Raw genomic sequence first — 11892 nt, 5'->3', positions numbered from 1 at the left:
ATTATCGGGAGTTCTCATGTCGCTCAGCCAAACCCACATCCTGAAGGTCAATTCCCAACAGCCTGAAGCACCCGTTCCCTTACCTGCTGAACCGGCGCATATCATTCGTGATGATGCCGAAGCCATTGAGATTGCTCAACGTCTGGCCACAGAGTTTGCGCGTTACGCCGCACTGCGCGACCGCGAAGGCATCTTGCCGCTCAACGAATTGGATGCGTTCTCACAAAGTGGCTTGTGGGCGATGGCGATCCCTAAAATTTATGGCGGCGCGGGCGTATCTTGGGTGACGGTGGCGAAAGTCATCGCCATCATTTCGGCGGCAGATTCCGCGCTCGGTCAGCTACCGCAGAACCATTTAGCCGGCGTGGCGCATCTGGTGGTGGATGGCAGCGAGGCGCAGAAACAAGAACTACTGGGCGAAGTGCTGGCTGGCTTGCGCTGGGGCAACGCTTTCTCCGAGAAGAATTCGCGCACCGTCGCCGATTTCCAGACGCGTTTTCAGCGTGAAGGTGATGACGTGGTGATCAACGGCGAGAAATTCTACGCCACCGGCGCACTGCTGGCGCATCGAATTCACGCAGTGGCGCTCGACGATCAGGATCGCGCGCATCTGATTGTGCTGGATCGCAACACGCCGGGCGTGACCATCATTAACAATTGGTCGAGCTTTGGTCAGCGCACCACGGCATCGGGCACCGTGCTGCTGGAGAACGTGCGCGCCCCGCTATCCCGCGTGATCCCGGCTTATCAGGCGTTTGAGCGCCCGACTGCCGCCGGTCCGATTTCGCAGATTATTCAGGCGGCGGTGGATGTGGGGATTGCGCGCGGCACGATTGAAGACACGCTGCATTTTGTGCGCGAGCGGTCACGTCCGTGGATTGATAGCGGCCAGGAGCGCGCATCTGATGATCACTTCACGCTGGCGGCGGTCGGGGATTTGAAAATTCGCCTGCACGCCGCTGAAGCCTTACTGTGGCGCGCTGGCGAAGCGATTGATCTGGCGCTGCAGCAACCCGATGAAAGCACGGTTGCAGCAGCAACGGTTGCTACCGCTGAAGCCAAAGTGTTAACCACCGAAATCGCTATTCTGGCAGGTAACAAGCTGTTCGAACTTGCGGGTACACGCTCAACGCTGCAGGAGTTCAACCTCGATCGCCACTGGCGCAATGCGCGCACCCACACCTTGCACGATCCGGTGCGCTGGAAGTATTACCACGTTGGCAATTATTACCTCAATGGCACCCCGCCGCCGCGTCATGCCTGGAATTAACGGCGGCGAAAACGTGCCGCTGGATGGTCAGCCGTGAGTCGCGGCTGACCAAACAACCGTTCACGCAACGTCACGGCTTGCGCGGGCGTTTCACGGATAAGCCCTCGGCTACGCAGCACCGGCATCACATGCTGGATAAAATCCTCAAAGCTGCCGGGACTAATCGCCCACGCCAGATTGAAGCCATCAACACCCGACTCCGCGGCAAACTGTTCCAGCTGATCGGCGATACTCTCCGGACCGCCGATCAGCAGCGGATGCAATCCGCCAATGCCGATGTAGCGCGCCGCATCACGCAGCGTCCAGCGTTTTTGATCGTCAATGCGCGTCAGGCTGGCTAAGGCTGAGCGACAGGCATCGGTTTCACGAAACGCTAGCGGCGTATCCAAATCCTCCTGTGACCAGTCGATACCGGTCCACGCAGAGAACAGCGCCAGCGCGGCCTCTTCGCTGATGTACTGCTGATAATCGCGATATTTAGTCTGCGCGGCTTCATCACTCTCTGCGGTGATCACCGTGATCGCTGTGACGAAACGCAGCGAAGCCGCATGGCGCCCTTCTGCTGCGGCTAACTGGCGAATGCGTTGGATATCCGCAGCAATGGCCTGCGGCGTAACGCCGCCGAGAAATATCACTTCCGCGTTGCGTGCAGCGAATTGCGCCCCGCGACTGGAGGTTCCCGCCTGAAACAGCACCGGCGTGCGCTGCGGACTGGGCTCGCTTAGGTGCGCATCCGGTACCTGATACCAGCGCCCGGCATGCTTGATAGCATGCACTTTGGCCGGATCGCTATAAACGCTGTTTTGCTTATCGCGCCGCACCGCGTCCTCTTCCCACGATCCTTCCCACAGCTTGCCGGTGATATCGAGAAACTCCTGCGCGCGATCGTAGCGTTCATCGTGCGGAATTTGCTGCGTCAGCCCCAGATTACGTGCCGCTGAATCCAGCATTGACGTCACCACATTCCAGGCGATGCGCCCGTTGCTCAGGTGATCAAGCGTGGTGAATTTGCGCGCAAGCAGATACGGCTGTTCGTAGGTGGTAGAAACGGTGATGCCAAAGCCCAGATGTTGCGTCACCGCTGCCATTGCAGAAACCAGCAATAGTGGATCGTTAACCGGCATTTGTGTCGCCAGACGCAACGCCGCGTCCGGCTTGTTTTGCCACACGTCCAACTGACCCAGCGCATCGGCGATGAACAGCGCATCAAACCCGGCGCGATCCAGCTGTTGGGCAATATCGGTCCAGTAACGCAATTCGGTATAGCGATGAGCCTGATCCTGCGGATGCCGCCACAATCCTGCGGAGATGTGGCCCGGCACATTCATCATAAAACCAAACAGTAAAAACGGTGCCCGGCTCATCTTTGACCTCTCTCAGCTATGACGACGCGCGCGCAGGGCCCCAACGGCCAGCACAATGAAAATTAATCCGCCGGTGGCGACCTGTTGCCAGTAAAAATTCCAGCCGACCAGCAGCAAGCCGTTGGCGATAAAGCTCAGCAGGACTACGCCAAGCAACGTGCCCAACACATTAGGCCGACGTGACGGCGCGAAGGTCGCGCCAATAAAACTGGCACCAATCGCATTCAGCAGATAGGCATTGCCCGACAGCGGCACCCAGGCTTTGACGTTAGCCGCCAGAATCAAACCGACGATACCGGCAATCAACGCCGCGAGAATAAACGCCAGCGCAGTGAGCCGTTTCACCGGCACGCCCGAATGCTGTGCGACGCTGTACTGCTCGCCCATCACCCGCAACGAACGTCCGGTGGCGCTGCGATGCAGCAACTGATAGAGCGCCAGCGCAACCAGCAACAATAGCCATAACGGCAGCGGAATGCCGAGCAGCGCGCCGTGACCTATCGCCGAAAACCCATCGGGCAGTTTCTGGCTCAGCAGATAAACCGGTTGTCCGCCGTTTGACGACAGTTGCTGCACGCTTTGTCCGATAAACAGCGTGCCAAGCGTGGCGAGAAACGGCTCCACGCCTAACTGTGTCACCAAAAAGGCGTTAAACACGCCAACCAGTAGCGCAGCAATTAATGCCGCGATCAGCGCCACTGGCAAACTGACCTGATGCAGCACCAGTGTCACCAAAACCAGACAGGCAATATCGATCGCCGTGCCCACCGAAAGATCAATCGCGCCAATGCGTGTCACCAACGTCATCGCCAGGGCGACAATCGCCAGCGGCGCGACGTTATTGAGCAACACACTGCGAATATTGGAGACAGTGGCAAAAGCGGGTGCCGCGACAATAAAGAACACGAGCAGCGCTATAAAGGTCAGCACGATGATGGCGCGCAGCCAGCCGGTCTGGCGCGGGCGTGGCGCGACAGCTGATAACAAAGAATCAGACACCTTGCGTTCTCCTTGACTGGCGACGACGTAACAGCGCGGTTAACGCCACCACTAATAGGATCAACACGCCTTCGACGCCGTTTATCCAGTAACTTGAGACATTGATCAGCTGAAAGCCGTTGGCAATCAGGCTGAGAAATAGCGCGCTAATCAGTGCGCCGCCAAGTGTCGGCACCAGACGACGGGAAAACACCACACCCAACAGCGCGGCCGCGATCACCATCAACAGATTGTCGTTGGCGCCAGGTGAACTGCCGCTTAATAGCGACACCGACGCAATTGCCGCGATAGCCGCACTGACGCCACACAACACGTAGCTCAAGCCCTGATAGCGTTTGACGCCGATGCCCGCTGCATTCGCCGCTTGCGGATGGCTGCCCACCGCCTGCAAGCGCAGGCCAAAGGACGTCAGGCGGCTCAAGGCGATCACGCCAAACGCCAGCAGCAGAAACGACCAGCCCAGCCACGACACCGCTAACGGACCGTTGCTTAATAACAGATTTTGCAGATCGCTGCTGGCCGACACCGAGGCGTTGCTGGTCAGCACCATTTCGAGGCCGATAGCGATATTCATGCTGGTGAGCGTTGCCAGCAACGGCAAAATCCCCAGCCAGACAATCGCCAGCGCGTTGAACAAACCCACAGCCGCACCGGTAAACAGCGTCAGCAGCAAGGCAATCGCGATGGGCTGACCGGCGTTGAGCTGGCTGGCAAACACCGCCGCACTAAGGCCAAGGTTGGCGGCAATCGACAGATCAATGCCGCCGGTAATACCCTGCAAGCCGCCGCCGCTTAAAACCAGCGTTAAGCCAAGCGCCAGCGTGCCCACCACCGCGGTCTGCTGCAGCACGTTGCCAAGATTCATCACCGTAAGAAAAATCGGCGACAGCCAGGCAAAGACGGCTAAAACCAGCAAAATAATCAGCAGCGAAACGTGTTGCAGCCACTGCTGACCGCGCACGCTGCGTGGCGCTGCAACCGGTGCAGATTGGGTAACATCACTCATGAAGCACGCTCCGTTAACGCGCCGGTGCCCGAAGCCCAGGAGAGAATTTCCTGATGGCTGGTGTGCTGTGCCTCCAGCGTGGCGACATGTTCGCCGCGCGCCAGCACCATAATGCGATCGGCCAGCGTTTGCAGTTCGAGTAAATCGGTGGAGAACACCAGAATCAGGGCGCCATCATCAGCCAACTGCTGCAATGTGTGATAAATCGCTGCCTTAGCCGCAATATCAACGCCCACCGTGGGCTCATCCAGCAAATACAGGCGCGCACCGGTGTTTAACCATTTGGCCAGCACCGCTTTCTGTTGGTTGCCGCCCGAAAGCTGACGCAGCGCCGCCAGCTGCCCCGGCGTGCGAATATCCAGTTGCTGAATGTTCTTCGCCACCAGTTCGCTCTCCGCCTGACGCGAAACGCCGCCCCAGCGCAGCAAGCGCTGCACCGTGGTTAAGGTGACATTGTCACGCAATGACAAGTCTAACGCGACGCCGTTGGCGCGGCGATCTTCTGGCACAAAGGCGATTCCGCGCTTCACTGCGGCATGTGGAGAGGCCGGCACGCCGCTCACTTCGCCCAGCGTAACCTTGCCGCTGACGCCGTTTTCCAGCCCGAACAGCGCGCGAATCAGCGCTTTACCGCCGGAACCTAACAAACCGGTGATGCCGATGATTTCACCTTGTCGGCCGGTGAACGACACACTGTGAAAACTGCCGGGGGCGCTGAGCGCACTAACCTGCAGCACTTGCGCACCGGCGCGGCGCGACTGACGCGGTGCCAGTTCATGACGCGCGTCGCCTACCATCGCCGCGATCAGTGCCACCGGTGATAGTTGATCTGCGTTGAACTGCGCCACGTCTTTGCCGTCACGCAGCACCGTGACGCGTTGACACAGTTCCTGAATTTCATCGAGATAGTGCGAAACATAAAGCAGCGCAATGCCCTGCTGGCGCATGCGTTCAATTACCCGGAACAGCGCATGCACTTCATGGCGCGCCAGCGCGGCGGTCGGTTCATCCAGCACCACCACGCGCGGCGCGTTTTGCAGCACACGACAGATTTGCACCAGTTGCTGCTCCGCCACGCTCAGCGTGGCGATCAACGCATCAGGATCGAGTTGCAAACCAAAGTGCTGCTGCAGCTGCTGCTCTGCCTGCTGGCGCATACGACGTCGCAGGATAAACGGCGTACCGGCTAAGCGCGGTTCGTTGCCAAGCCACAGCGCTTCCGCCACCGTTAGCGAGCCGGGCAACAATCGCTCCTGATGCACGATGGCGATGCCCTGGCGTTGCGCCTGCGCGGGCGTAGCGAGCGTAAGCGGCTGGCCATCCAGCTCGATGCTGCCGCGATCGGCGGCGTGAATGCCGCCTAACACTTTGATCAGCGTCGATTTACCCGCACCGTTATGGCCAATCAAGCCGTGTACTTCACCGGCATGCACGCTGAGCGACACCGATTGCAGCGCAGGCACGCCATCAAAAGCTTTGCTGATGGCGTGCAGTTGCAACAGCGGCGCGTTATTTACCATCCGTTTGACCCAGGGTTTTCTGCGCTTCGGCAGCGTTCTCTTTAGTCACCAGAATCGACGGCACATAGGTTGCGGGCGGCAACGAACGATCGCCAGCGAGGTATTTCGCCACGTTCTGCACCGCCGTTTGGCCAATCACATACGGCTGCTGCGCCACCACCGCTGCCGCGCTGGATTTGGGATCTTTAACCAGCGACACCACATCCGGGCTGCCATCCACCGCGTACGTTTTGATTTCGTTGCGTCCGGCAGCGTCTACCGCCTGGGTGGCGCCGATTTGCGGCACATCCCACGCCGCCCAAATCGCCTGCACTGAACCTTTCGGATATTTATTCAGTAATTGACTGATTTGCGCATACGCATCCTGCACGGTATTCGGGATGACATCGCGCAATTCAGGTTGGATAATTTTAATTTTCGGATACCACTTCAGCACGGCTTTTAACTGGTCGTAGCGCATTGCTACTACCGGCACGCCATAGAAACCGTTAAATACCAAAATATTGCCTTCGCCGCGCAGGTCATTCACCAGTTTTAATGCTAACTGTTCGCCAATATAAAAGTTATCCGATGTAGTGACGTTAATACTGGATGGGCTGGCGGTATCAACAGTAAATAAAGGAATGCCCGCTTCGCGGATTTTTTTCAGCCAGGGTTCCAGCACCGACGCCGTGCCGAGCGTTTCAATAATGGCATCCGGCTTTTGCGCAATAAGCGTTTGAATCTGCGCAATTTGCTGTGACTCTTTACGCCCGCCATCCAGTGCAATCGGCGTTCCGCCAAGGCGTTTCACCTCATCAATTTGTCCCTGATAAGCTTTCAAATCCCAATAGTGATCGGTACCCGCGACGGTGATGCCAATACGTTTACCCGCCAGCGACGGAATCGGTTGTTCTTCGGAGTATGCCATTCCTGATAATAGTGATAGAGAAGCCAATAACAGACCTGCCAGGCGGTGCTTTTTCATTCTTAATATCCCTGGAAACAATAAAATAATGTTGTATAACGCCTGTTATCTGGCGTGTGAAATAAAAATTATCACAGCCATTTTTTATCCATAATGCTATTTTCTCCTTAGGCTAGCTGGTGATTGGTAATAGCCAATACGCACTATTTCGGTGCGTTTTTTCCCGCTGCGCTTTGCCGGTTATTTATGCACAGTTACGTAAAGATACTGGTAATCCATACAGATAAGGTTCAGGATGGTCGCTCATCCTGGATTAGCACCCACGGCAATTCACCCTCAATCTGAGGGCTCGTTATGTACTTTTATTCAACTGAAACCGTTTGCGCCATTACCGGTGCCAACCGCGCCAATTTACGTCGCTGGTTGCGCGGTGGATTAATTTCTGAGAATCACGTCAATAAGGACTGGAGCCGACATCAGGTTGATGAAGTGCTCGCCATGATGGCATTGACCGCGGGTGGCGCCACGCTGTGGCAAATCTATCAGGGCCGACACTGCGGGCTCGATTACTCTTCGTCTGGTTGGGTGGCACGCCGCGGCGATCTGCTACGTCAGCTGGAGTTAGGTTCCGACCGTGAACTGGCGCGTACTGTGCGCAATCTGGCGGGCGATTACAGCAGCGATGATTTCGTCAATGTGCTGATGAAACCGCTCAATCGCTGGCTGCGTGATGATACGCGTCGCGGCGCATCGCGCAGGTTAACGCGCTTCCATGAGGCGATCGTTCATCATAGCGACTGCGTCAAACGCGCTTCAGCCCGTCAGCAGCAGATGCCGCTGTTGCTGGAAGTGGTCAGCACCGGCGATGAAACGGAAGTGTGGCTGGAAGCTATTCGCCTTACCGGACAAGGATTCTGCGTCGATGTGGATCAAACCTCACAACCGATGCTGTACGGTTCAGAAAGCCGCCACGATCATCACTTGCTGTGGTGTGGTGCCGGGATCAGCCATGAACGCATGACCCAATTCCAGCGCGGATTACGTTCCGGTAAACCGGTGATGCTGAGCGGACCCGACCGTAGCGTTCATCCGGCTGTTGCTGAAGCCAGAGTCGCTTAGCCGGTGCTTTACGCACCGGTCTTATCGCATTCCGCACTTTGCTTATTCAAAAGAAGTAGTTAGCCACGGCAACAACGGTTAAGTCACATATCTCCCTCTTCTGTTACGCTCTCGCCTCCCAATCAGGAGGATCCATGAGTTCATTAATCGATATTTTCACCAGTCATAAAAGCGATCGCAGTTTTACCGACCTTCCCGTTGCGGATGCGGTGCTGGATCGCATCATTTCGGCCGCGTATCGCGCGCCAACCTCGGTGAACTCGCAGCAGGTCTCTTTGGTGGTGACGCGCGATGCTGAAAGACGCGCACAAATCTCCCAGATTGCTGGCGGTCAGCCGTGGATTGCCAAAGCGCCGGTGTTTATTACTCTGGTGCTGGATATGCATAAATCGCGTCTGGCGATGAACGCTATCGACCGCGAGCAGATCGCCCAGCAGAGCATCGAAAGCATTGTGTCGGGCTCAACCGATGTGGGTATTGCGTTGGGTTCTATCATGGCGGCAGCGCGTGCGGAAGGTTTGGGCATTGTGCCGATTGGCGGTATTCGTCGCGATGCGCAAGCGTTAATCCGCTTGCTGGATTTGCCGGAATACACCTTCCCGGTGGCGGGCGTGGTGATTGGCCATGTCGATCAGCCTGCGCATCAGAAGCCGCGTCTGCCGCTGGCCACCTTCCGTCATGAAGAGCGCTATCAACGTGATGGACTGGAGCAGCACATCGCTGCCTACAATCAGGAGATGGTGCAGCACTGGAAAAATACCGGACGTGAAGATGGCGAGAGCTGGAGCGAAAGCGTTAGCGGTTATTATCACAAGATTTACTTCCCGCACGTGCTGGACGCGCTGAAGAAGCAAGGGTTTGGCAACGACAAGTGACGGCTTTTCCCCGCGCGCTGTGCGCGGGGAAAGAGAATTAACGCCCTTTCTTCTTACGACCCGGCTGCGCGAAACGCTGACGATTAGCCGGTTTTGCACCCGCTTTCTCGCCCGGTTTTGCAGCAACCGCCGCGGGCTTTTTCGCCGCGCTGGCGGGTTTCTTTTTCGCCTGCGTCTTCTGCGTTTTTTGATCTTCAGATGATGAGTCTTCAATCAGTTTGAACAGGTCGATCAGCTCGTCATCGGTCAAATCGCGCCACTCGCCGAGCGGAATCCCTTTCAGGCTGACGTTCATGATGCGCGTACGTTCAAGCTTGGTGACTTCAAAGCCGAAGTGCTTGGTCATACGACGAATCTGACGATTCAGCCCCTGAACCAGAATGATGCGGAAGACAAAGGCCGACTCTTTTTTAACTTTGCACTTCTTGGTGACGGTGCCGAGCATCGGTACGCCCGCGCCCATTCCTGCAATAAATTCATCGGTGATCGGCTTATCGACGGTGACCACATACTCTTTTTCGTGGTTGTTACCGGCACGCAGGATTTTATTCACCAGATCGCCGTGATTGGTGAGGAAAATCAGCCCCTGGGAATCTTTATCCAGACGACCAATCGGGAACACGCGTTTGCTGTGATTGACGAAATCGCCGATGTTGTCACGCTCACCCTCTTCCATGGTGGTGATGATGCCAACCGGTTTGTTCAGCGCAATCAGCACTAAATCTTCTTCGTCACGCGGCTCAATCAGCTGCCCGTTCACTTTGACTTCATCCCCTGCAAACACCTGCGCACCGACGGCAGCGCGTTTACCGTTAATGAAAACGTTGCCTTGCTCGATGTAACGATCGGCATCGCGGCGTGAGCAGATTCCGCTCTCGCTGATGTATTTGTTCAGGCGTGTGGATGAGTTAGGCAGCATGGTTCCTCCGAAAAAAAACGGACTATACAGCAACCTTAGGCGTTGGTTAAGCCTCGCGACAATCATCAGCATTTCTCTTACCACGATATAACAGCACACTAACAATGTGGTTGTTGTCAGCGGATCGATCAGCGACAATTCGCACCCATCGTTTTTTCTTATGACAGAGTGATTCCGTAATGACAGATCAGCCATCGGTGACGTGGATAACCTCCGTGCGCACCTTTCTGGCCCGCCTTTGGCCTCATCCGTTACCGGGAGGCAGAAAGCAAATGGTCATCGCCAGCATTGGCGCGGGATTGGGTTTAATGATTACCAGCCTTACCAGCCACTGGCTGCTGGGTGAAGTGAATCTGTGGTTTGTCGCGCCGATGGGCGCTTCAGCGGTATTGCTGTTTGGTCTGCCGAACAGTCCGCTGGCGCAGCCGTGGTCAATTGTCGGCGGCAATCTGGTGGCGGGCGTTGTTGGCGTCACCACCGCGCTGTGGGTTCCCCATCCCGCGCTGGCGTGTGGCATCGCGGCCTGTGTAACGATTGCACTGATGTTTCAACTGCGCTGTTTGCATCCACCGAGCGGCGCGGTGGCGCTGACCGCAATTTTAGGCGGTAACGGCGTTCAGCAACTGGGTTACCACTTTATTCTGACGCCGGTGCTGTTGAACTCGGTTTGCCTCGCGCTGCTGGCGTTGCTGTTTAACAATCTCGCCGGACGTCGTTACCCGCATCCGCTGGCGGCAACGGAAACCAAAGCGCCGCCTGTGGTGATCGACGTACCGATTACGCGTGAAGACCTGCATCAGGCGCTGGAAAGCGGTGAAGTGCTGGATATTGATGAGGATGATTTGCAGCAGTTGCTGCAACGCGCTGAAGAGATTGCGATTCTTCGTCAGCGCGGGCAAATGCCCGCATCATCATGAGCGGTCGCCATAGCATTTTCCTGACTCACAATCGCTACCCATCCCGTAGGGTCGCCATTTATGGTGACCAGGTGCGCATGAATGCGCACCCTACGAAAGACTAAAATCTGTCACGATGACTTCATCGCCCTCAATTTCAACCACCGCAAACGGCACCTCATCTGCCCCATCCAGCATGCCTTTGAGCGTATAAAAGCCTGTTCGACCGATGCGGGCAAAGCCGCCGCGGTGATCGTGTCCAGAGAAACAGCATTGTATGTTGTAACTAGAAAGCAGCTCTGCCAGCGCGCTGCCGTTGAGTAAGTTGTGGCTGTTGTGCGGCGCCAGCGGATAATGGCCAAACACCACCACTTTCTCCCCTTGCTGCTGGGCTTGCAGCAGCTGCTGCTCGATCCATGCCAGTTGCTGCGTTCCTACCGCACCGTTCCAGGGTTTGGCCTGCGGCTGCTGGCGCGCGGTCAGGTCCACCAGCATCGCCTCCGCCTGCTTGCGATCGTCACCGTTCTGCGTGTTGCAATAGAGGCTGATGTCGTTGCCGTCATAAACAATAAAACGCCAGCCCTGCAGCCCAAAAGCGTAATAGCTTTTGGGCAACGCCGCTGCTTCGTTGAGATGCTGCGCGATAGTCTGCGCATCGTGATTGCCCAGCACCACTGCATGTGGATGCTTGAGGCGATCGTAAATCGGCAATATCGCCGCGTAGCTGTTCCAGTCGCGATCGACTAAATCCCCCAGCGTAACGACAAAATCCAGCGGCTGCTGATTCAACACCGCAATCGCCTGCGGCAGCTTACGCAGCGCGTGACGATAGTAGAGATTTTTCGCCATATCGGCGTCGATGTCGGCATATTGCGGATCGGCAATCAAACCAAAACGCAGTGTGCTGCTCAGCGGCGCGGAACGCACATCGGGCAAAGCATAGAGCTCGGCGACATCGCCCAGCAGTTCACGCTGCAATTCAGTCAGCGGATGCGGATAAGACACGAAAAGCACTCC

General features: G+C 56.7%; 11 protein-coding genes. 4 read left to right on the top strand and 7 right to left on the bottom strand.

The annotated features are described in order from the left end of the window. Nucleotides 1-16: 16 nt before the first annotated feature. The gene (locus K5Y32_RS05415) at nucleotides 17-1270 is read left to right on the top strand and encodes an SfnB family sulfur acquisition oxidoreductase (RefSeq protein WP_222182057.1); all 1254 of its coding nucleotides are present in this window, start codon (nucleotides 17-19) and stop codon (nucleotides 1268-1270) included. Here the strand turns inward: K5Y32_RS05415 and K5Y32_RS05410 are convergent. Genes K5Y32_RS05410 through K5Y32_RS05390 form a run of 5 tightly spaced genes read right to left on the bottom strand, consistent with a single transcriptional unit; the run spans nucleotide 1267 to nucleotide 7126 of the window. Then, complete coding sequence (locus tag K5Y32_RS05410) at nucleotides 1267-2634, bottom strand: LLM class flavin-dependent oxidoreductase (RefSeq protein WP_222182048.1); 1368 nt, start codon at nucleotides 2632-2634, stop codon at nucleotides 1267-1269. The genes K5Y32_RS05415 and K5Y32_RS05410 overlap by 4 nt on opposite strands. A gap of 12 nt (nucleotides 2635-2646) precedes the next feature. Further along, nucleotides 2647-3633 (bottom strand): ABC transporter permease, encoded by a 987-nt coding sequence (locus tag K5Y32_RS05405; RefSeq protein ID WP_370634169.1) that lies wholly within the window; start codon nucleotides 3631-3633, stop codon nucleotides 2647-2649. Beyond that, the gene (locus tag K5Y32_RS05400; protein WP_222182046.1) at nucleotides 3626-4639 is read right to left on the bottom strand and encodes an ABC transporter permease; all 1014 of its coding nucleotides are present in this window, start codon (nucleotides 4637-4639) and stop codon (nucleotides 3626-3628) included. The genes K5Y32_RS05405 and K5Y32_RS05400 overlap by 8 nt, the downstream gene beginning before the upstream one ends. After that, entirely contained in the window at nucleotides 4636-6159 is a 1524-nt protein-coding gene (locus K5Y32_RS05395) for a sugar ABC transporter ATP-binding protein (RefSeq protein ID WP_222182044.1), read from the bottom strand. The genes K5Y32_RS05400 and K5Y32_RS05395 overlap by 4 nt, the downstream gene beginning before the upstream one ends. Further along, on the bottom strand, nucleotides 6149-7126 hold the full coding sequence (locus tag K5Y32_RS05390; RefSeq protein WP_222182043.1) for a sugar ABC transporter substrate-binding protein: 978 nt from the start codon (nucleotides 7124-7126) through the stop codon (nucleotides 6149-6151). The genes K5Y32_RS05395 and K5Y32_RS05390 overlap by 11 nt, the downstream gene beginning before the upstream one ends. Nucleotides 7127-7420: 294 nt before the next feature. On the opposite strand from K5Y32_RS05390, the gene K5Y32_RS05385 reads away from it, so the two are divergent. Together K5Y32_RS05385 and K5Y32_RS05380 are read left to right on the top strand one after the other, a co-directional pair. Next, nucleotides 7421-8185 carry a hypothetical protein gene (locus K5Y32_RS05385; protein WP_176970418.1) on the top strand — a complete coding sequence of 255 codons (765 nt, stop codon included), beginning with the start codon at nucleotides 7421-7423 and terminating at the stop codon, nucleotides 8183-8185. Between the two features lie 134 nt (nucleotides 8186-8319). Beyond that, nucleotides 8320-9060 carry a nitroreductase family protein gene (locus K5Y32_RS05380; protein WP_101764410.1) on the top strand — a complete coding sequence of 247 codons (741 nt, stop codon included), beginning with the start codon at nucleotides 8320-8322 and terminating at the stop codon, nucleotides 9058-9060. A 37-nt stretch (nucleotides 9061-9097) separates the two neighbouring features. Here the strand turns inward: K5Y32_RS05380 and rluF are convergent, their stop codons facing one another. Then, on the bottom strand, nucleotides 9098-9979 hold the full coding sequence (gene rluF, locus K5Y32_RS05375) for a 23S rRNA pseudouridine(2604) synthase RluF (protein ID WP_222182041.1): 882 nt from the start codon (nucleotides 9977-9979) through the stop codon (nucleotides 9098-9100). A 179-nt stretch (nucleotides 9980-10158) separates the two neighbouring features. On the opposite strand from rluF, the gene K5Y32_RS05370 reads away from it, so the two are divergent. Next, nucleotides 10159-10896, top strand: coding sequence for an HPP family protein (locus tag K5Y32_RS05370; RefSeq protein WP_222182039.1), 738 nt, complete (start codon nucleotides 10159-10161; stop codon nucleotides 10894-10896). A gap of 90 nt (nucleotides 10897-10986) precedes the next feature. Here K5Y32_RS05370 and K5Y32_RS05365 read toward each other — a convergent pair whose 3' ends face one another. Further along, entirely contained in the window at nucleotides 10987-11880 is an 894-nt protein-coding gene (locus K5Y32_RS05365; RefSeq protein WP_222182037.1) for a metallophosphoesterase, read from the bottom strand. Nucleotides 11881-11892: the final 12 nt, after the last annotated feature.

It is taken from the genome of Pantoea sp. DY-15 (assembly GCF_019795935.1).
GTDB classification, from domain to species: Bacteria; Pseudomonadota; Gammaproteobacteria; order Enterobacterales; family Enterobacteriaceae; genus Pantoea; species Pantoea leporis.
Note: the sequence above shows the minus strand (reverse complement) of the source record. Positions and strands in the feature narration are given on the sequence as shown.